Genomic DNA, 19,960 nt, shown 5'->3' on the forward strand with positions numbered 1-19,960 from the left:
AACCGACACGCCATTGTTCCCAGCGGCAGCTATCCGATCGGGATCACAACTCGCGTTGGCGCACCGACCACCAGCCCGCGCCCGCGACGCCGATGGTCCACAGCAGCAGGACGACGACGGCCGCGGGAGCGGGGGCGAGGAAGTCACTGTCGGGGAAGGAACCCACGGCCACGGTGCTGACGGTGGCGGCGCCGGGGAACATGGTGGCGAAGCCCGCGATGCCGAGGCCTTTGGCGACGAGCCAGCTCAGCGGTTCCACGATGACGAGCCAACCGAGCAGCAAGGCGACCGCGCCGGTCGAGGTGCGCAAGAGCAGTCCGAGGCCCGCGCCGATCAGTGACCAGCATGCCGCGGCGAGCAGGCCGCCGCCGAGCACGGTGAACAGCCGCAGGCCGACGTCGAACTTGCCGTGGCCGAACCCGATCAGACAGGCCATGGCGATCAGCTCGACGAGGAACGTGACCGCCAGTGCGAATCCCGCGGTGACAAGGAGTTTCGCGGTGACGAGCCGATCGCGGTCCGAGGTGAACAATTGGGTCACCGACATGGTGGCGTATCGGTATTCGGCACCCGCGCCCGCCGCGCCGAACGCGCCGGACACCAGGATCGCCGCCGCGAGGCCCAGATACAGACCGATTGTCGCGGCGCCGGTCGCGGGATCGCCCTTCGGGTCGGCGGGCCCGGCGAGGATGGTGGTGACCGCACTCGCGACGAGCGCGACGGCAGGCACTCCGATGCCGAGGATTCGGCTCACGCGCAGCGTGATGACCTTGCGGACCTCGGAGTTGACCGCCGGGAGGAGGTCCGCGGGCAGGATGTCGATCATCGTGGAATCCCGTAGGGCGTCGGCGTCGGAAGATGGGCGGCCACTCCGGGATACGGAGTCGGCTGCGGACGAACTTTGGTCAGCGTGGCCAGCACCCGATCGGGATGGATCGGGTCGGGGGTGATGCTGTCCAGGCGCACGCCGGCGACTCGCGCCGCCTCACGAATCTGTCCCTCGGTGGCCTCGGCCACGGCCAGCCTGCCGTCGGGGCGGATCACCGCGTCGGTGAAGCCCTGTGCGGCAAGGGTTGTCGCCAGCGCGATCGGTGTGGACGATGCGACAACGAGACGATCGGGGTGGCCTCGGCGCAGTTTGGTGGGACTGCCCTCATACACCACCGAGCCCGTACTCAGCACAATGATGTTGTCCACCACCGGGATCACCGCGGCGAGACTCTCGCTGGACAACAGCACCGTGCCGCCGCGCCGGGTATGCCTGCGCAGAAACTCTTGCAGCCATACGCGTTCCGTGCTGTCGAGGCCGGCGGCGGGCTCGTCGAGGACCAGCAGCGGTGGATCGCCGAGCAGCGCGGTCGCCAAGGCCACCCTCGTCTGCTGTCCTGCGGTCAACGCACCCGCTCTGGTGTCCGCCGACGCGTCGAGGCCGACGAGTTCGATCACCTCGTCCACCCGGTCGTCCGCGACGCCGACCGCGGCGGCATACACCAGCAGGTGGTCGCGCGCCGTGCGTGCGGGATGCAATCCGCGCGGTTCGAGCATGCCGCCCACCGCTCGCGCGGTGCCGGGTAACCCTTGCCCGCCGATGGCGATCGAGCCCGTGGTCGGTTCGAGCAGGCCGAGCAGCATCCGCAGGATCGTCGTCTTGCCCGCTCCCGCGGGCCCGACCAGTGCGGCCACGGTGCCCGCGGTGACGGTGAAGCTCACCTTCTCGACGGCCGCCACCAGGTTGTACCGCTTGCCGATGCCGCGGACGGCGAACGCAGGTCCTCTGCTCGCACTCATCGTGGGGTGGCCGGGGGTTGCGGCTTCGCCGGGTCGATAGAGGTGAGCGGATCGGCTTCGACGATGAGGTGCCGATCGGCGGGCCACACCGTCGGTGCGGGCCCGAAGGCCTTGCGCGCGTTGTTGATCGTGGTCTTGCCGAGGGCCCGGTTGCCGACGCCGCCGATCACCGCGCCGATGCCCGCCGGGACGATCTTGCCCGCCATCAGCGCCGCCCGCTTGGTGATGAAGCGGATGATGAACCGCTTGAGCAGCGAGTCGTTCATGCCCGACAGCCCAGGAATGCGGTTGGCGAAGACGGTGCCCCAGTTCTTCGCGGAGTGGCCGACCGTCTTCTCGACGATCTCCATCCCGCTGTCACCGAGCACGACCGCGAGGACCAGCGCCCTGCGCTGTTCTTTGTCACCGGGGGAGACGCCGTGCACGGCCGCCACCGCAAGGGTGAACACCGCGGAGGCCTCCATGAAGAAGGTGGTTTCGGCGCTGACGGCGGCGATGGCCGCGACGGTGCCGACACCGGGCACCGCGGCCGTCGCGCCGACCGCGCCGCCGCTGCCGGTCACGGCGAGCAGGTACTGCTTCTCCAGCCGCTCGATGATCTGCGCGGGGCTCTCGGCCGGGTGGGAGCGCCGGAGTCGGTCCACGTACTTGGCGACGGCGGGCGCCTGCAGACGCGACCCGGAATCGAGCAGCTCGACGACCGTCTTCTCGAACGCGCCTTTGAACACGGCGTCATCCTCCTCTTCCACCTGTGTTGGGTGAACTGTATGGCACCGACTGCCCTCAGCTCGTCATGACAACGAACGACCCAGCCGGATCGGTTCCGATCAGGATCGGTCCGGCCGGGTGCTCGATCATGCCGGTTGGTTCAGCGCGGGCGTCCGTTCGGCGAGGACCGGAGGCGGCGGCGGGGTACCGTCGCCGAAGGGTCTGCCGCCCAGCGCTTCCCGGCCGTGCGGGGTCAGCCAGTTGGTCAGGTCGGGGCCCTTCGGGACGATCCCGGTCGCGTTGATGTCTATGTGCACCGCGTAGTAATGCGACTTGATCTGGTCGAAATCGACGGTGTCACCGAACCCCGGCGTTTGGTAGAGGTCGCGTGCGTACGCCCACAGGACCGGCATCTCGCTCAACTTGCTCCGGTTGCACTTGAAGTGGCCGTGATACACCGGATCGAACCGGACCAGCGTGGTGAACAACCGCACATCGGCCTCGGTGATGGTGTCGCCCACCAGGTATCGCTGGCCGGCCAGCCGCTCCGACAGCCAGTCGAGGCGGGCGAAGAGTCGATCGTAGGCCGCGTCGTACGCGTCCTGGGCGCCGGCGAACCCGCAGCGGTACACCCCGTTGTTGACGTCGCGGAAGACCGCGAGATTCACCTCGTCGATCTCGGCGCGCAGTGATTCCGGATAGAGCAGGGGAGCGCCCGGGCGGTGGAACTCGGTCCACTCGGTGGAGAAATCGAGGGTCAGCTGCGCGTAGTCGTTGGTCACCACCTGTCCGGTGGGCACATCGACGATCGCGGGCACGGTGATGCCACGCGGATAGTCGGGGAAGCGCGCCAGATACGCGTCGCGCAGCCGCGGAATACCCAGCACTGGATCGACCCCGCCGGGATCGAGATCGAAGGTCCAGCTGAGTTTGTCGTGTGTCGGCCCGCACAGCCCGAGCGAGAGCGCGTCCTCCAGCCCGAGCAGCCTGCGCACGATCAGCGTGCGATTGGCCCACGGACAGGCCCGCGCCGCAACCAGCCGATAGCGGCCCGCTTCGACCGGGAAGCCATCGCGGCCGTCCGCGGTGATGCGGGTCTGGATGTAGTTGGTGTCCCGCTTGAATTCGCCAGGCTCTACGTAGGAACCATTTTCGGATACCGACTCGCTCACTTGGACAGTCTCGCAGACGAGGGTGACAGGACCGTGCCTTCCAGATCGACGGACTGCGTCCGGCAACGTCTCCTGGGCGGCTGCCTCGCCCTCGCTCGGCCGGGCACGGGTTGTGGACGGACTCCGTCCGACTGCGCCTCTAGGCTGGCCGAATGAGTGAAACGAAGGCAACCCGTCTGGAACGCAACACCACCGACGGCGGTGCGGAAGTGGCCACCCTCACGCTGGCCAATCCGCCGCTGAACCTCTTCGACCAGGCAATGCTCGATGCCCTGGTCGCCGATCTCGCCGAGTTGTCGGCCCGCCCGCCGCGGGCGCTGCTGCTGCGCGCCGAAGGCAAGCTGGTGTCCGGCGGTGTCGATGTGCACGTCTTCGACGGCCTTTCCACCGAGCAGGGCGCCGAACTGTGGCGCGCCTTGTTCGCCCAGATCATCCATCCGCTGGAGGCGCTGCCGTGCCCGGTGGTTTTCGCCGCGCACGGGCTCACCCTGACCGCGGCCTTCGAGATGGCGCTTGCCTGTGATCTGATCCTGGCCGCGCCGAAGGCCAAATTCGGACTCGTCGAGACGGTCGTCGGCCTGACGCCCTCGATGGGAGGCCCGCAGCGGCTCGCCGAGCGCGCCGGATCCGGCCGGGCCCGTGAATTCGTGATGACCGGTGATCTCTACAGCGCGGCGACCATGGCCGAATGGGGCGTGGTCAACGCCGTGCACGACGACGTCGACACCGCGGCGCGCGAACTGGCGCACCGCCTGGCGCAGGGACCGACGAAGGCGCACGCCGCGACCAAACAGATCATCGAGGCCTGGCGCTCCGGCGGTGTGGCGCATGCCGATTCGGTGACTCCGGAGGTGTCCGGCGCCCTGTTCGGCACCGCTGACCTGCGCGGTGCGGTGCGCAGCTTCCTCGAGGTCGGACCGGGCAAGGCGACTTACACCGGCGCGTGAGGACGACGAATATCGACAAGCGGGGCATGTTCACCACCTAATCGCAGAAAATATGTGACTGGCGTCATATAGTTCGCCTAAGCCTGCCGGCTCTAGGCGTGCGGAGGACCCATGTCACAGCTCCTGGTCGAATACCCACTGACGCGTCCCCATGCCTGCGACAACCCGCTGGCGCGCGGTGCTGACGGAGTGCTGCGCTACGGGAACCTGACGCCCGCGCTCACCGAACTGCTGGATCTGCAGGTGCATGCCTTCGCGAGCCGGGAGGCCGTCGTGGAGATCGGTGGTCCCCGGCTCACCTACCGTGAGCTGTGGCATTCCGCCTCCCGGATCGCGGGCGGCCTACAGGAGCACGGCATCGGCTACGGCGACCGGGTCGCCGTCCACATGCCCGCGGGCGCCAGGTGGGTGCAGGCGTTTCTCGGCGCGCTGCTCAGCGGCGCGGTGCCGGTGCTGGTGCACGACGGCCTGCCCGCCGAGGTGGCCGAGCGGGTGATCGCCGACAGCAGCACCGATTTCATACTCGGCGCCGGCAGTGCGAGCGGATCGGACGCGCCGCTGCCCGATGGGGCCGCGTTCATCGATGATGGTGCGGCACTGGGTGATCTGGCGTTGCTGTGCTACACCAGCGGCACCGCCGCCCCGATGGGCGTCGAGCTGACCAACGAAAACTTGTTGTCGGCAATCCGTTCGGTGGTCTCGGCGCTGGACCTGCCGACCGACGGCCTGCGCAACCTGATGCTGCTTCCGCTCGCCCATGCCAGCGGATGCGTGGATCAACTGTTGCCGACCTTCGCGGTCGGCGGCACGGTCGTGCTCGCGCCGGACACCCGCAGGCTCACCGAAACCCTGGTGGCCGAACGGATCGATATGGTGTCGGCGACACCGCGCATTTTCACCCGGCTACTACCGGAACTGGCAAGGCTGCGCACCGATGGCCTCGACACCGAGGGCATCACTCGCGTCAGCAATGCCGGACATCGCGCCGAACGGGCCGCCGCCGCAGCGGAACCCGCGAATCTGGCGGCCGAACTACGGGACATGTTCCCCGCGGCGCGGCGATGGTCGGTGTGGGGCGCGACCGAAACCAGCGGCATCGGTCTGGCCGTCGACGACGACACCGACGCCCCATCCGGCGCCGACGCGGTGCTCGGGTTCCCCTTCGGTGGTACGGAATTGGCGCTGTGGGGCCCGCAGGCCCAGGTCGGTCACGGCGAATTGCTCTGTCGCGGACCGAATGTCAGCCGCCGCTACTGGAACGACCCGAAGTCGACCGCGGACCGCTTCACCGGAAGCTGGTTCCACACCGGCGATCAGGTGACCATCGATGCCGACGGATTGGTCCGCAGCGGGCTGTCCGCGTAGCGTTCGCTCATTCCAGCAGTCGGTCACGCAACTCGAGGCGCAGCTCCTGAGTGAAGCCGATGGCTTCGAGGTACACCTCGAACTCGCCGTGCCGCTCGCGCACCGACTCCAGCGCGACCGTGAGGTACTCCGCGCGGACGCCGAGCAGGTCGTCGGAAAGATTTTCGCTCGCAGCCAGTTTCGTCGCCATCATGGCGCGCAGCGACGGCACCGCCGCATTGCTGAGCAGGAAGTCGGCGAGCACGTCTTCCTCGGTGACCGCGACCGCGCGCAGCAGTGTGGCGATCGCCCAGCCGGTGCGGTCCTTGCCCGCGGCGCAGTGCACCAGCACCGCGCCGTCACCGCGCACAATCGATTCCGCGATGGCGACGATCGCGACGTGCGCCTCGGGCAGCGCGGGAAACATCCGATACACCTCGAGCATGTGTGCGAACGCGGAATGGGTCTGCGCGTCGTGCGGCGGCGCCTCGCCCATCCGTGAATCGAAAGGTGTGATGTTCAGCCGTACGCCTTCGGGCAGGTTGTCGTGCCCGATGTGGTCGATCTCGCGCAGGCCGCGCAGGTCGTGCACCTCGGTGACGCCGAGTTCACGCAGGATGGCGTGACCGGGTGCGTCCAGGCCGCTGAGTTGGGCCGAGCGCAGCAGCACGCCGGGGCGAACCTTCGCGCCGTCGAGGGTGCGCAGGCCGCCGACATCGCGGAAGTTGAAGGTGCCGGCGAGAAAGAACTGGTCGGCGGGGGGCGAGAGAGTCACCGATCCAGGCTATCGCCCTGTCGGTGACGCTACGGTGTCGTTCGCGGATCGAACACCGAACGGCCAGGTGGCTGATTTGCGAGGTATTCGTGTGTGATCGGTCACACGATGGCGGGTACCTGTGGGGCTGTCCGTACCGTAGAGGATCGTGTGCCTGGGGGCTGGAGCGGTCGAGAATCACGCCCGGGGAGGCGATTCCGGCGGACACCAAGCGGTCGCGGACCTATTCCGTTTGGGTAACAAAACATTCTTCCAGTCTGGTAATGCCCGCCGAACCTATTCTTAAACCCCGATAAGCCTCTACCATTGCTGAATGTTGGACCGGGCAGCCAGGGGATTTCCTAGTAGGGGATTCTCGGGAGCGGCCCGCCATGTTCAGCGAGTCGCGCCGACGTTGGTGCGCGAGTTCTTTCGCCGAGGGAGTCGTCGTTGAGCGTTCGTGGAGAAATAGCGGAGGGCCGGTTGCGACCGGCTATCTGCGAGGCCGTCGAGAAGGCGGCCGCCTCGCTCGATATCACCGGAGTGCGGGCGTTGCGGGTGCTGCTGCATGCCGGTGTGAGTGCGTACTGGCCGGTAGTCAAGGCCACCCCGACCAGGCAGATCCGTGCCTATGAAGTAACCGTGCAGACGCTGCGGCAGCGCTGGGACGAGCAGACCGAATGCATTCCGGATCCGACCGCGTCGGCGGTGTATCGGGAGATGGACACCGAGGTCGCGGTCTTCCTCGGCCTGTGCGCCGAGAAGTCCGGCGCGCAGTGGCTGGAGCCGGTGGAGGCCATCGCCGCCTACGCGGTGTCGGTGCTGCAGGGAACGGTGTTGCGCTGGCTCGCCGATTGCAACGACGAGACCACGCTGGTGGTGCTCGACGACCTGGTCAGCAGCTTGGCCACCCGCGCAGTCGAAGTGTGAGGGCTGTCGGCGACCGCGTAAGGGGTCGCTTGATGTGGCGACGACTGGCCACCGGCTAATACTGGACGTGTGACCAGTTTGATGGTTGAGTTGTACCGGTGACCCCGACGTCGCCGATTGTCGCGCTGGATACCGCCACGGCCGAGCTCGACCCGCCGCTGGCCGCCCTCGACCTGGCCGCGTTGCGGGCCAATGCCGCCGACCTGGTGCGCCGTGCGCACGGTGTGCCGGTGCGCGTGGCCAGCAAGTCGGTGCGGTGCCGAGCCGTGCTGGAGCAGGTGCTCGGGCAAGGGCTCACCGCCGACGGCGGGTTCGCGGGCATCATGTCGTATTCGCTGGCCGAAGCCATCTGGCTGGTTCGCCGCGGGGCCCGCGACGTGCTGCTCGGCTATCCGGCCGTCGACCGCGCCGCGCTTGCCGAACTCGCCGCCGACGACACTCTCCGGCAATCCATCACCCTGATGATCGATGGCATCGCGCAACTGGAGTTGATCCGTGCGGCGGTCGGCAGCGAGCGTGTTCGCCCACGGATCTGTCTCGACGTGGACGCCTCGTTGCGGATCGGGCCGCTGCACCTCGGTGTGCGCCGCTCGCCCGTTCGCACTCCTGACCAGGCGGCGGAGCTCGCCCGGGTGGCGATGCGGCGTGGCTTCGACGTGGTCGGCGTGATGACCTACGAGGCGCAGATCGCCGGGCTGCCCGACGCCAATGTCGCTGTACGGCTGGTGAAGAAGGCCTCCGCGGCCGAAATAACCAAGCGCCGCAAGCGGGTTCTCGACGCGGTCCGTTCGGTGGTCGGCAAGTTGGAGATCGTCAACAGCGGCGGTTCCGGATCGATCGAGGTCAGCATTGCCGACCCCGACGTCACCGAGGTGACGGCGGGCTCCGGTCTGTACGTGCCGACGTTGTTCGACCACTACCGCTCGTTCACCCCGCGGCCCGCGCTGTACTTCGCCACATCGGTGCTGCGCAAGCCGACGCCGTCCATCGCCACCGTCTTCGCGGGCGGCTACATCGCCTCCGGTCCGGCGGGTCGGACACGGGTGCCGAAGCCGGTGTGGCCCAGTGGGTTGCGGCTGATCGGCACCGAAGGCGCGGGCGAGGTGCAGACGCCACTGTCCGGCGCCGCTGAACTGCGGATCGGTGACCGGGTCTGGTTCCGCCACGCCAAAGCGGGCGAGCTGTGCGAGCGCTTCGATCGCATCCATCTGGTCGACAGTGACGGCACCAGGACGACGGTGCCGACCTACCGCGGTGAGGGCAACTGCTTCGGCTGAGACCGACGCGGTTGCTGCCGGGGATCGCCGATAGGAGTGTCGGCTTTCGGTAATTTCTAGGCCCTGAATTTCGCATTGAATACCAACCGGTCTGGCTGTAAATTCCTGTCGGATACCGGCCGGTGTTTATGGAATTGATTTCATCCGATGAATTCACGCGGCAATACCCATACTCCGAATAGGTATTCGAGCCGACGGCCGATGCGAAGTGTGCGGACCGCCACGGGATTACGACAAGACCCGCACCGCGCAGCGCGCACATCGAGGGCCGCGCTCATGCGCCATGACCTCGCGTACCGCGATTCAGCTCAGGTGCAGGAAGCTCGCCAGATCCGACAGATCATCCGCGGCGGCGGGCAGATACTCGGTGAGCAGTGGCGAGCGGATGATGGTCGCCTTCCACATGGCACGGCAGAGGGAAGCCTGGATCAGGCTGCGTGACAACAGAAACCCCATGCCGTAGGGCGCGTCCGCCGGGCTCGACGTGGTCATCGACAGCAGGACGACAGCGGCCTCCCTGCCACGGAAGCGGTCGGCCGTGCCGACCAGCACGTCCTCGATCTTGGCGCGCGCGAGCAGGGTCCGGATCAGACCTACCTGGGCGCTGTAGGGCGCCACGACGAAGATGTCGTGCGGATGCAGCCGCCTGGTCATCGCGCCGGTCGTCCACGGCAGCCCGAGTAGGGCGCGCACCCGGCGGACCACCTCGCGCGCCTCGGCCACCGACTCGATGGAATTGCCGGTGTGTTCGACGAGCACGGTGTCGACGCCGGGCGGCACGCCGTCGAGCTGTCGTGCGAGGGTGACGGTTTCGTTGGAGCGCAGCCTGCTGTCGTAGTACAGCCGGGAAATCGGTTCGCAGACCCGCGGATGCATCCGCCAGGTCCGGTCCAGGAAGTAGCCGCGTTCGGCGGGCAGTGTGTGGCGTCCCTCGGTGAGCCAGCCGAGCACTGATTCGCCGACCGGCTCCGGGTGGGCGCTGTGTGTAGCCGGGGGCGCCGGGTCGCCGAGCAGCAACAGGTTGCGCGCGCTGACCGCGACCGCGATGGTGTCGGCCAGCGGAAAACTGCCCGCGTCGGCGATCACCAGCAGATCGAGACGTTCGTGGGACACCAGCTCGTCGTCGGCGAAATCCGCCGGGCTGCCGCCGAGTACGCACCCGTTGACGGCGTTGTCCAGGAATCGCGGGTACCGGGCGCGGTCGATGACGGCCCACTCCGGGGCCACCGACTGCACGTCCTTCTTCGCGACAAGTTCGGGCAGCACCCCGATCTCGACGATCAGGTCGAGCATGTTCTCGACGGTCGAATGCGAGGGGGCGACAATGCCGATCCGCCAGCGGTGCCGGGTGACCAGGCGTTCGATCGCGCGGGCGACGGTGGAGATCTTGCCGGTGCCCGACGGGCCCTGCACAGCGAGATAGGAGTTGTCGAGGTCGCGCACGGCGGTGGTGATCGCCGCGGCATGGTCGCCGTGCACATCGGGCAGGCCGCCCGCGCGATGCGAGCGGGGCGGGCGGCGGGCCAGGATGTCGAATATCGCGCAGGACGGGACCTCGGGCAACGCCATGAGCAGCTCTTGGGCGACGAATTCGACAGCGGTCTCGGCGGTTTCGTCCCAGACGGGTAGTCCGGGCGCGATGGCTGTCGGTAGCTCGTCGTAGGGTTCACACCCCTCCGACAGCAGCTCCTCCAACCGCACAGTGTCGTCGAAATCGGCGTCGACCGAACAGCCGAGGACCGTGGCGACAGCGGTCGCCCGTCGCCCGATGGCGGTGACCATGCCGGCGGCGACCGGCCGATCGTAGAAGGTGTACACCATGGTTCCCGGTGCCAGCACGGTGTGCGCCGCCACCGCGCCCGCCGTATGCGGTCCCGGCCCGGAAGTGCCCGCCGCACCGCTGCCCGCCGCGCTCGAACCCGACGCCGCGCCCCAGCCGATGCCGATGCGCCCGGTCAGCGTGAGGTAGCGGCGCATGGTCGCCCGGTGCGGGCTGCGATGCCATTTGGTGTCCACCGTGCCCCAATCGGCGACGAGAACGCCTGGGGCATCGGCCCATTCGTCGACGGGGTGGCTGAGCCGATCGGCGTGCGCCCACCACAGCGGCTGGCGTTCGCGCCGGTGATAGCCGAGCGCCGCGGCCAGCAGTGCGGCCGGATGATGCGGTTGCTGATGTGTCGCAGCGAATTCCGCGAGCGCCGCCTCGATCGAGGATGGGCGCGAGGGCGGCGCGAGGTCCGCCTCGTCGGGTTCGGTCACCAGGCACCACGAACGCGCGCGCTCGAGCGTCACCGCCTGCGGGTCGATCCGCTGTTCGGCGGCCCGGTCCACCAGCCAGTCCCGCAGCCGCAGTACGGTCAGGCAATCGCGTTCGGTGATCGAGGAATGCGCCTCGCCGGGTAGCAGTCGCCGGAGCCTGCTCAGCCGGTAGGACCGTTCGCCGATGAGCAACGCGTTGCGCACGATCGGATACAGATCCACCAGCACACCCGCGCGCAGCAGGTCGTCGACGACCTCCTCGCCGCTGCCGTGCGCACCGGTCCAGCGCAGCAGCGCGGACCTGACCCCGGACGAGTAGTGGTAGATGTGCATGTCCGGGTACATCCGCCTGCGCTGCGCCAGATAGCCGAGCACCTCCTCCAGCGCACGACGCTGGTCGGCGACATCGTCGGCGGCTGCCATCCGGAAGGCCAGATGGACCGTGCCGGGGCCGCCTACCTCGACGCCGATCGGCTGTCCGCCAGGACCTTCGTCGATGGTCAGCGAGAGGTCCCCCGGCGAGGGCGGGGGCAGCGCGCCGAGCGCGATCGCGTCGACGAGGTGATGCGTCGGCTTCCCGGAATCCTCGCGGAGCAGCTGGATTTCGGCTTGTTTGCGCAGCCCGCCGAAGGTCCGTGGCGGCACGCCCGGCACCGTGGTCTCGGTGACGGCAAGCCTATCGATGGTGCTCACGCCCGCCTCGCGCAATCGCGCACGCGCGGTGCGCGGCATCCCGGCGACCAGGAGCAGATCGCGCGCAGCCGCGAGCGCTGTGGTGCAGGTCGGGCAGTGCCCACAGGCCAGGTAACGGGGATCGCCCCACTGCACAGGAAGCAGCTCGCTGAGCTTGTCGTCCAGGATGCGTTCGACCCGGCGGCGGCGCGCGAGATACACCGGCACCAGATCGGAGAGTGTGTGGGTGGTGCTGTGTTCGCCGACGTACAGCCGGACCAGCGGTGCCGTCAGTGCGCCGCTGCCGTCCAAAGCTTCGGCGCACGCGGCTAGTTCGAGCGCGGCACCCACATGATCCGGCGGCCCCGCGGCGGTGCCGTGCACGGTATAGCGGACCCGGTGACCGGCCCGCACCAGAAAATCGCAGGAGCAGGCGAACCGGCCGTCGAAAAAGGTCGCACCGTGGATCACGTGCACACCGGCCCGCAGCGCGGCGACTGTCCCGGCATGCGTTTCTCGCAATGCGTCGATGCGAGCCGGCGATCCGTCGAGCTCGCGCCGCCCGCCTTCGGACTTGCGCGCACCGCATTCGATTTCGACCATCGAGCTGCCGAACCGGTCTCGGAAGTCCGCGAGCCTGCGTTCCCTGGAATCGTCGAACCCGCCGCGCGGCTGCGCGACCGGCTCGGGTGCGGTGTCCGCGACGGGCACGAGATTGCCCAGTTCGGCATCGAGGGCGCGCAACAGCGCAAACTCACACTGCGCCGCGCGCACGAGATCGACGGCGGAGCAAACGACACGATCACCGAACACGAACAATCGCGGCCCTCCTGTGTCTTTGCGGGACACCGCCCCCGGGTCTTCGCGGGACTCCCGCTACCGACTAGCGCTGCAACACACGCTGGACGGCAACACTGTAGCTAGCGCGCCTGACCTCGATGAACCCTCCCCGGTTCAGGAGCGTGGCTGACGCCGCTCCGGGCGCTTGCCTGCCGCGCCCTCGCGCCGCGGCGCGCGGTTGAACGGGCGCTGTCCGGGCGGACCGTAGTCCGGCGTCAGCTGGATGAGCTGACCGCTGATCCTGGTGCGCCGCAAGGCTTCCAGCGTTTCCGCGGGTAGGTTCGCAGGCAATTCGACCAAGCTGTGGTCGGGCCGGATGCTGATGTGCCCGAAGTCGCTGCGCCGCAGTCCGCCCTCGTTGGCGATCGCGCCGACGATCGCACCGGGCACCACGCGATGCCGCTTGCCGACACTGATCCGGTAGGTCACCAACTCGGCACCGGTCGCCCGCTGATGCGACGGCCCGCTACCGCGCGGTCCTTCGTCCTCGAAATGACGCGGTGCGCGCTCGCGCGGTTCGCGGCGCGCGCGTTCGGGCTCCGGCGGTTCCGGCTGCATCAAGAAGTTGTCGCCGTCGCGGGAGAGCACGGCCAGCGCGGCCGCGATATCGACGAGCGGAATATCGTGCTCGCGTTCGTAATCCTCGATGAGCCTGCGGAACAGCTGCAGGTTCGACGAGGTCAGGCTCTCGGTGATGTTGTCACCGAACTTGGCGACGCGCTGGGCGTTCACGTCGTCCACGCTCGGCAGCTGCATTTCGGTCAGCGGATGCCGGGTGGCGCGCTCGATCGACTTGAGCAGGTGCCGTTCTCGCGGTGCGACGAAAAGCAGTGCCTCACCGCTGCGCCCGGCGCGCCCGGTGCGGCCGATGCGGTGCACGTAGGACTCGGTGTCGTGCGGAATGTCGTAGTTGACGACATGCGAGATGCGCTCCACGTCCAGACCGCGCGCGGCGACGTCGGTGGCGACCAGGATGTCCAGCGCACCGGACTTCAGCTGTCCGATGGTGCGCTCACGCTGGTTCTGCGCGATATCACCGTTGATGGCGGCCGCGGAGAAGCCGCGGGAGCGCAGCTTTTCGGCGAGCTCCTCGGTGGCCTGCTTGGTGCGCACGAAGATGATCATCGCCTCGAACGACTCGACCTCGAGGACCCTGGTCAACGCGTCCAGCTTGCGCTGGTGGGACACCTGCACCCAGCGCTGGGTGATGTTGGTCGCGGTCGAAGTCTTCGACTTCACGGTGATCTCGACCGGATCGTTCAGGTACTGCTTGGAGATCTTGCGGATCGCCGCGGGCATGGTCGCGGAGAACAGCGCGACCTGCTTGGTCGACGGGGTGTCCTTGAGGATGCGCTCGACGTCCTCCTGGAAGCCCATCTTCAGCATCTCGTCGGCCTCGTCGAGCACCAGGTACTTCAGCTGCGACAGGTCCAGCGTGCCCTTCTCCAGGTGGTCGATCACCCGGCCCGGCGTGCCGACGACCACGTGTGCGCCGCGGCGCAGGCCCGAGAGCTGGACGCCGTAGGCCTGGCCACCGTAGATCGGCAGCACGTGCAGCCCGGGAATGTGGGTGGCATAGCGGCCGAAGGCCTCGGCCACCTGGATCGCCAGTTCGCGGGTCGGGGCGAGCACCAGGGCCTGCGGAAGTTTGCCGGAGGTTTCGAGACCCATCAGGATCGGGATCGCGAACGCCGCGGTCTTACCGGTGCCGGTCTGGGCGAGGCCGACCACATCGGCGCCGGACAGCAGTGGCGGAATCGTCGCAGCCTGAATCGGCGACGGCGACTCGTAACCGACATCGGCGATGGCCGCGAGGACGCGGTCATCGATCCCGAGATCGGCGAAAGTCGGGCCGTCGTTGTCCCTGTCGTTGTCGCCAGGAACGCTGTCGACCTGATTGGTACTCATTGACCAGGAGTTTACTGCCTCCCGGTAGCCGTCCCGGCCACCGGCCCAATACCGTGAGATCTATGCAACCCGATAGTGCGTCCGTGCATCAGAGCCCGGCGACGTCCGCGCTGGATGTAGCGGTCGTCCAGTTTGCGCCGGGAACCGATCCCGCGGCGAACCTCGCCGCGCTGCGCGAGCACGTTCGCGCGGCTCGGGAACGTGGGGCGAAAGTGGTGATCGCGCCCGAATACTCGATGTTTGCCGTGTCTCGCCTCGACGAGCGCGTTGTGGCCGTCGCCGAACCGTTGACCGGGCCGTTCGTCACCGGCCTCGGTGCGATCGCGCGTGAATTCGGTGTGCATCTGGTGGCCGGAATGGTGGAGCGAGTGGCGGCGGGCGCGGATCGGATCCGCAATACCCTCGTCGCCATGGCGCCCGATGCGAGCCTGGTCGCGAGGTATCGGAAGGTGCACCTCTACGACGCGTTCGGACACCTCGAATCCGACATCGTCGAACCGGGGGAGATCGAGACGCCCGCCACATTCGTCGTCGACGATGTGATGTTCGGCATGCAGACCTGTTTCGATCTCCGATTCCCCGAGGGCAGCCGTCGCGTCGCGGCGGCGGGCGCACAGGTGCTGGCGCTGCCCGCACAGTGGATTCCCGGCCCGTCGAAGGTGGACCAGTGGACGACGCTGCTGCGCGCCCGCGCGATCGAGAACACCGTGTACGTCGCGGCCGCCGATCAGTGCGCGCCACGCGGCGCGGGCGCGTCGATGATCATCGATCCCACCGGCAGCGTGCTCGCCGAACTCGGCGACGAGCCGGGTGTGCTGAGCGCCGGCATCGACCTCGACTACCTGGCGACAGTGCGCACCACGAACCCGAGCCTGGCATTGCGTCGATTCACCATCGCCGAGCGGGTACCGGAGTAGCGTTCTATTGGATGATCTACACCGATCGGGCGTCGGCCGGTCGTGCGCTGGGTGCTGAGTTGGCGCACCTGCGTGCGTCGGACCCGCTGGTGCTCGGGCTGCCAAGGGGCGGTGTTCCGGTGGCCGCCGCGGTGCGGGATGTGATCGGCGGCGATCTCGATATCCTGCTTGTCCGCAAGCTCGGTGTGCCGTGGCAGCCGGAGCTGGCGATGGGCGCCATCGGCGCGGGCGGGGTTCGGGTGCTCAACCGGGATGTCTTGGACCACACGGGGATCACGCCGCAGCAGCTCGCCGAGATCGAGGACGTCGAGCGCGTCGAACTCGAACGCCGCCGCCTGGTGCTGCGCGGTGACGCCGAGCCGATCGCGATGGGCGGGCGCACGGTCGTGATCGTGGACGACGGCATGGCGACCGGAGCCACCGTGGTGGTCGCCTGCCGCATCGTGCGGCAGGAACAGCCCGAGCGGATCGTGGTCGCCGTGCCGGTGTCCTCGGCGGAGGCGCTGCAGCGCGTCGATGTGGAGGCCGACGAGGTGATCTGTCCACTGGTGCCGCGCACGCTCGGCGGGGTCGGCACCGCCTACCGGGACTTCCACCAGCTCGAAGACGAGGAAGTCACGGCACTGCTGTCCTGACCGGCGTGCCCGGTCAGACCTCGGTGATGCCCTTGCGATGACGCTGGGCCAGGTCCGCGTAGAAACCAGGGTTGAGCTTGACCCAGCCCTCGGCCGGGGTGCCCGCGATCGGCTTCTTGACCTGGGCGGGTGCGCCCGCGGCAAGGACGCCCTCGGGGATCTTCGCGTGCGCGGGCACCAGGGAGTGTGCGGCGATCATCGTTCCCGCACCGATCTCGGCCATGTCGAGGACGGTACTGCTGTTGCCGACAATGGCTTCCGCACCGACCGACGCGCCGTGGAACACCACGCTGTGCGCGATCGTCGCGCCGGGGCCGATCTCCATCGGTACGTCCGGCGGGACGTGCAGCACCGCGTTGTCCTGGATGTTGGCGCGTTCCCGGATGATGATCGGGGCCAAATCCGCGCGCAGCACCGCGCCGTACCAGATGGACGCGCCTGCCTCGACCCGTACGTCACCGATGAGCGTCGCGTTGGGCGCGACGAACGCGGTCGGATCGACTCGGGGTCGTTTGCCTTCGAATTCGTAGAGGGGCACGTGCCCACCGTAACGAAGCTCACCAGCGGTCGGCGTAGGCGATCCGGCGTTCGGCCGCGGTGACCATCGGGCTCAATTGCGCGGTGAACACTTCCGCGGTCACCGGCACGATGTCGACATCCGCGCCCGTGCGCACGGCGTATCGGCCGTCGCCGACCACATCGATCCAGCACAACACGCCGAACGGGCGCAGTTCGTCGTCGGCGCGGCGCAGCGAGACCACGATCTGGCCGATGCCGTCGCGGGGCTGGTTGAGCAGTCGCCGCATGCGCGAGGGCGTCGATGGACCGGCGACCGGCATGGTCACCAGGTCGCGGCTGTCCTCTTTGACGCGGGTCTGCGACGCGGTCATCCGGGTGATCGCGCCGGGGGTGTTCTCCGGCAGCATCGAAATTACCCTGGCGGAAAGGTTTTTCGCGGCGCCGACGAACAGCCGGATGTCACCACCGCGGTCCGGTGTCGCGGCGGCGCGCTGGGCGGCGACGACCGCGATCTCACCGGTGGACACGCCGAGCACCCGGACCGGCCGGATCGCGGCGGCTTCGGAACTCCTATCGTCGCGCTCCCCGAACACCTCGACGCGCACGGTCGGCCGGGCCAGTAGCCGCAACGCCGCCTCCAGATCGGCGTCGAGCGCGCGGTCGCCCCAACGGTTCAGTGCGGGCAGTTGCGCCGCCCGCTCGGTGCTGTCGCGGGCCGAGAGCCGGACAGCGAGGGGATAGGGAATCCGATCGCCGTCGGTGCGCGCCCACGCCAGCGCGAACTGGTCGGGCGTGAGCGTCCAGCTCACTCGTACTCGCTCCACTCGCCGAGCACCGGGGGTGTCGTCGGATCCATCGCACCGATCAATTCGCCTGCCTCGTCGGCAGGTTCGAGGAAGGTGAGCTCGTCGTCGACGAAGTGCAGATCGTCGTCGTCCTCGTAGTCCGATTGCGCGGCCCGCTGTGGCGAGCCCGCGGATTGCCTGGGCGTGTCGGCGGCGGCGAGCGCGCCGCCCATCATGCCGCCCATCGCGCCCGCGCCGATCCCGGTGACAGCATCGCTGTTGGACTCCTTGCGGCGCTCCTCGCGCTTGCGTTCGTCGTCGGCGGCCGTCGCGTTGCCGCCGGAGCCGGGCACGGTCGGCGCCGCCGCGGTCGCGGCGACAACCGGTGTGCCGGAAGCTGTTCGAGGAGCTCGATCCGGGGTGATCGCCGCAGGACCCGACGCCGGTTGCTCTGCTGCGGCCGCGACAACTCGTGGCGCGGCAGGTGTCGTGTCGACGCCGCCGGTGGCAGCGGCGGCGCTGCCGAGCGAACCGGCTGCCGGGGAAACCGCGGCGGGGGTCGTCTGGGTGGTTGCCGCCGGTGTGGTCTCCTCGGCCGCCGTCGGCTCCGGAGTCCCGGCCAGGGGAGCGGCCGTCGAGATCTGCTGTGCGGTAAGCGTTCCCATAGTGCTGCCGGCCGCGGGCGCGGGCATCGCCTGCTGCGGTGTCGATGTGCTGCCGGGCTCCTGGGGTGCCGCGTCTGTCGTGTCATCAGGGAAGGCCGGTATTCCGGATCCGCTGGAAATGAACGCACTCGTGTAGATGCTGTCCATCGCCTGCACCACATCTTGACGCGAGTGCTCGGTGGCCTTCTGGGTGGCGGTATTGCTGGTGGCCTGTGCCGGATCGAGGAGTGCGGCAGCGAGATCCGGTGTGGCGCTGGAGGGTTCGACGACCGCGGCGCGCAGGGCCTCCGCGGCGTCGCCTGCCTGACCGAGCCGTTGCGCCACCGTCGACATCACATCGGCGAGCTGCTGCCCGGACTGCTCGAACTCGTGCACGGCTGCTGCGGCCTGCTGCGCGGCGCTCCCGCGCCAGCCGTCGGCGATGGCGGCGCGAATTTCGTTGTGCGCCTGCTCGACCGCCTCGGCGAGCCCGGTCGAGGAACCCTGCCACGCCTGCTTGCCCGCGGACAGCGCCGCGGGGTCGAGCAGCTGGACGCCTGCGTGGATGTCCTGATGCGTCAGGTTGTCGAAGATCTCGACGTTCGGTGCGTAGTCGGGATCGGTGCGGTGAGCTCCGTGCTCGGCGGTGCGCGGCAACTTACGCATGTGCGACCCCCGCCACTTCGGTCCGGTCGACGGCGACCGCGAGTTCGTCGTCGGCTTGCGCGTATGCCGCACCGGCCGCGCGGAAGGTGCGCGCGAGTTCCCTCGCGGCGTCGGCATAATGCTGCAACCGGGTCACCGCGCCGTCGGCCTTGGTCTCGAAGCCGCGGCGCAGCGCGTCACCGGAGCCGAATCCGCCGAACCCGGGAAGTGAGGTCGCCGCGGCGAGCACTTGGATCTGCGCTTCGACCTGATCGGCGAGCTGTTCATAGCGCAGGGCGCACCGTTCCGGCGCGCCCTCGGCGACCAATAGGCCGTCGATCCACAGTTCACCCTCGTCTACCGCGGTGTCGAGGGCTGTCACTTTCGACTGCATCTCGCCGTCCCCCTTCCTCATCGTGCTGCGTTCAGCTCATCGGTGTCGTGCCAACCCCACGACGACACCCTGCACCCACTCCGCGATGTCGGCGGCGACCCGCGCATGCACCGGCTCGTGCAGCAGATCGTGTCCGGTGTCGGCGTATTCGCGTAAATCTACCGATTCGTGGCGTCCAGTCCAGACCCTCATCGCCTCGATCGGCGCGCGCCGATCCTCGACACCGTGCACTGCCAGCACCGGAAGCGACCCGGGCAATGGCGATCCCGGCGCACCGGGTACGCCGCCGCCGAGCGCCCGCTTCGGCACTCCGGACAACACCAGCCCGACCAGCGCGCTCGGCGACAGGCTCGGAGTCCGCGGGTAATCCGCCTCCACCGCGTTCAGGTCGTCGGTCGCCGATGCCCGGTCGGGCACCGCCGCGCCGAGTGCGCCGAGCGCCGTGACGGCCCCGAGCGAATGACCCATCAGGATCAGTGGCGTGCCCGGTAGCTCGGCCCGCACCAGCTCGATCAGCATGGTCGCGTCCGCCACCAGTTCGGCCAGGGTTCCCGGGTTGCTCGGATCGCCTTCGCTCAGCCCGTAGCCCGAGGTGTCCAGCGCCCATGCCTCGATCCCGGCGGCGCGCGCCGTCCGCGCAAAGCGGTGGTAGTGCCCGCTGTGCTGTCCGATACCGGGCAGTAATACGATCACACCCGCTCTGTCGCCGTCGTTTGCGACCGGCCACCGCCGATAGTGCATACGGCCACGAGCGCCGACGAAAAAGGGCATCTACAGATAGTGCCAAATCTTGTGCGAATCAGTCGACTTCATCGCCTAATT

18 protein-coding genes are annotated in these 19,960 nt (G+C 68.5%); 6 read left to right on the forward strand and 12 right to left on the reverse strand.

Annotated features, from left to right (window positions below; genetic code table 11):
- Window positions 1-43: 43 nt before the first annotated feature.
- The 4 genes from ACFU4Z_RS20275 to ACFU4Z_RS20290 all read right to left on the reverse strand — a co-directional run bounded on the left by ACFU4Z_RS20275 (window position 44) and on the right by ACFU4Z_RS20290 (window position 3,668).
- Entirely contained in the window at window positions 44-826 is a 783-nt protein-coding gene (locus ACFU4Z_RS20275) for an ABC transporter permease (protein WP_379065117.1), read from the reverse strand.
- On the reverse strand, window positions 823-1,788 hold the full coding sequence (locus ACFU4Z_RS20280; protein ID WP_379065119.1) for an ABC transporter ATP-binding protein: 966 nt from the start codon (window positions 1,786-1,788) through the stop codon (window positions 823-825). The genes ACFU4Z_RS20275 and ACFU4Z_RS20280 overlap by 4 nt, the downstream gene beginning before the upstream one ends.
- Complete coding sequence (locus ACFU4Z_RS20285) at window positions 1,785-2,516, reverse strand: hypothetical protein (protein WP_379065409.1); 732 nt, start codon at window positions 2,514-2,516, stop codon at window positions 1,785-1,787. Before ACFU4Z_RS20285 ends, ACFU4Z_RS20280 begins: the two co-directional genes overlap by 4 nt.
- A 126-nt stretch (window positions 2,517-2,642) precedes the next feature.
- Window positions 2,643-3,668 carry a glutathione S-transferase family protein gene (locus ACFU4Z_RS20290; RefSeq protein WP_379065121.1) on the reverse strand — a complete coding sequence of 342 codons (1,026 nt, stop codon included), beginning with the start codon at window positions 3,666-3,668 and terminating at the stop codon, window positions 2,643-2,645.
- A 152-nt stretch (window positions 3,669-3,820) separates the two neighbouring features.
- On the opposite strand from ACFU4Z_RS20290, the gene ACFU4Z_RS20295 reads away from it, so the two are divergent.
- On the forward strand, window positions 3,821-4,615 hold the full coding sequence (locus ACFU4Z_RS20295; protein WP_379065123.1) for an enoyl-CoA hydratase/isomerase family protein: 795 nt from the start codon (window positions 3,821-3,823) through the stop codon (window positions 4,613-4,615).
- 111 nt (window positions 4,616-4,726) lie between these two features.
- Window positions 4,727-5,980 carry a class I adenylate-forming enzyme family protein gene (locus ACFU4Z_RS20300; protein ID WP_379065125.1) on the forward strand — a complete coding sequence of 418 codons (1,254 nt, stop codon included), beginning with the start codon at window positions 4,727-4,729 and terminating at the stop codon, window positions 5,978-5,980.
- Window positions 5,981-5,987: 7 nt separating this feature from the next.
- On the opposite strand, the gene ACFU4Z_RS20305 is transcribed toward ACFU4Z_RS20300, so the two are convergent.
- Window positions 5,988-6,734: a tyrosine-protein phosphatase gene (locus tag ACFU4Z_RS20305; protein WP_379065127.1), complete on the reverse strand. Its 747-nt coding sequence runs from the start codon at window positions 6,732-6,734 to the stop codon at window positions 5,988-5,990.
- Between the two features lie 429 nt (window positions 6,735-7,163).
- Here ACFU4Z_RS20305 and ACFU4Z_RS20310 point away from each other — a divergent pair, with 429 nt between their 5' ends.
- Both ACFU4Z_RS20310 and ACFU4Z_RS20315 read left to right on the forward strand, forming a co-directional pair.
- On the forward strand, window positions 7,164-7,643 hold the full coding sequence (locus tag ACFU4Z_RS20310; protein WP_379065129.1) for a TetR family transcriptional regulator: 480 nt from the start codon (window positions 7,164-7,166) through the stop codon (window positions 7,641-7,643).
- A 98-nt stretch (window positions 7,644-7,741) separates the two neighbouring features.
- Window positions 7,742-8,920: an alanine racemase gene (locus ACFU4Z_RS20315; RefSeq protein ID WP_379065131.1), complete on the forward strand. Its 1,179-nt coding sequence runs from the start codon at window positions 7,742-7,744 to the stop codon at window positions 8,918-8,920.
- A 303-nt stretch (window positions 8,921-9,223) separates the two neighbouring features.
- On the opposite strand, the gene ACFU4Z_RS20320 is transcribed toward ACFU4Z_RS20315, so the two are convergent.
- Together ACFU4Z_RS20320 and ACFU4Z_RS20325 are read right to left on the reverse strand one after the other, a co-directional pair.
- Complete coding sequence (locus ACFU4Z_RS20320; RefSeq protein ID WP_379065133.1) at window positions 9,224-12,664, reverse strand: AAA domain-containing protein; 3,441 nt, start codon at window positions 12,662-12,664, stop codon at window positions 9,224-9,226.
- Between the two features lie 141 nt (window positions 12,665-12,805).
- Entirely contained in the window at window positions 12,806-14,599 is a 1,794-nt protein-coding gene (locus ACFU4Z_RS20325) for a DEAD/DEAH box helicase (protein ID WP_379065135.1), read from the reverse strand.
- A 62-nt stretch (window positions 14,600-14,661) separates the two neighbouring features.
- Here ACFU4Z_RS20325 and ACFU4Z_RS20330 point away from each other — a divergent pair, with 62 nt between their 5' ends.
- Both ACFU4Z_RS20330 and ACFU4Z_RS20335 read left to right on the forward strand, forming a co-directional pair.
- Complete coding sequence (locus ACFU4Z_RS20330; RefSeq protein WP_379065137.1) at window positions 14,662-15,516, forward strand: carbon-nitrogen hydrolase family protein; 855 nt, start codon at window positions 14,662-14,664, stop codon at window positions 15,514-15,516.
- Window positions 15,517-15,527: 11 nt separating this feature from the next.
- Window positions 15,528-16,151 carry a phosphoribosyltransferase gene (locus tag ACFU4Z_RS20335; protein WP_379065139.1) on the forward strand — a complete coding sequence of 208 codons (624 nt, stop codon included), beginning with the start codon at window positions 15,528-15,530 and terminating at the stop codon, window positions 16,149-16,151.
- A gap of 13 nt (window positions 16,152-16,164) precedes the next feature.
- Here the strand turns inward: ACFU4Z_RS20335 and ACFU4Z_RS20340 are convergent, their stop codons facing one another.
- The 5 genes from ACFU4Z_RS20340 to ACFU4Z_RS20360 are packed head-to-tail and all read right to left on the reverse strand — an operon-like array spanning window position 16,165 to window position 19,909.
- A complete protein-coding gene (locus ACFU4Z_RS20340) occupies window positions 16,165-16,689 on the reverse strand; it encodes a gamma carbonic anhydrase family protein (RefSeq protein ID WP_379065141.1) in 525 nt (174 codons plus the stop codon).
- Between the two features lie 19 nt (window positions 16,690-16,708).
- Window positions 16,709-17,479 carry an ESX secretion-associated protein EspG gene (locus ACFU4Z_RS20345; RefSeq protein ID WP_379065143.1) on the reverse strand — a complete coding sequence of 257 codons (771 nt, stop codon included), beginning with the start codon at window positions 17,477-17,479 and terminating at the stop codon, window positions 16,709-16,711.
- The gene (locus ACFU4Z_RS20350; protein WP_379065145.1) at window positions 17,476-18,765 is read right to left on the reverse strand and encodes a hypothetical protein; all 1,290 of its coding nucleotides are present in this window, start codon (window positions 18,763-18,765) and stop codon (window positions 17,476-17,478) included. The genes ACFU4Z_RS20345 and ACFU4Z_RS20350 overlap by 4 nt, the downstream gene beginning before the upstream one ends.
- Entirely contained in the window at window positions 18,758-19,159 is a 402-nt protein-coding gene (locus ACFU4Z_RS20355; RefSeq protein ID WP_379065147.1) for a hypothetical protein, read from the reverse strand. The genes ACFU4Z_RS20350 and ACFU4Z_RS20355 overlap by 8 nt, the downstream gene beginning before the upstream one ends.
- Window positions 19,160-19,174: 15 nt before the next feature.
- Window positions 19,175-19,909: an alpha/beta hydrolase gene (locus ACFU4Z_RS20360; RefSeq protein WP_379065148.1), complete on the reverse strand. Its 735-nt coding sequence runs from the start codon at window positions 19,907-19,909 to the stop codon at window positions 19,175-19,177.
- Window positions 19,910-19,960: the final 51 nt, after the last annotated feature.

It is taken from the genome of Nocardia sp. NPDC057440 (genome assembly GCF_042802915.1).
In the GTDB taxonomy this organism is placed as follows: Bacteria; Actinomycetota; Actinomycetes; order Mycobacteriales; family Mycobacteriaceae; genus Nocardia.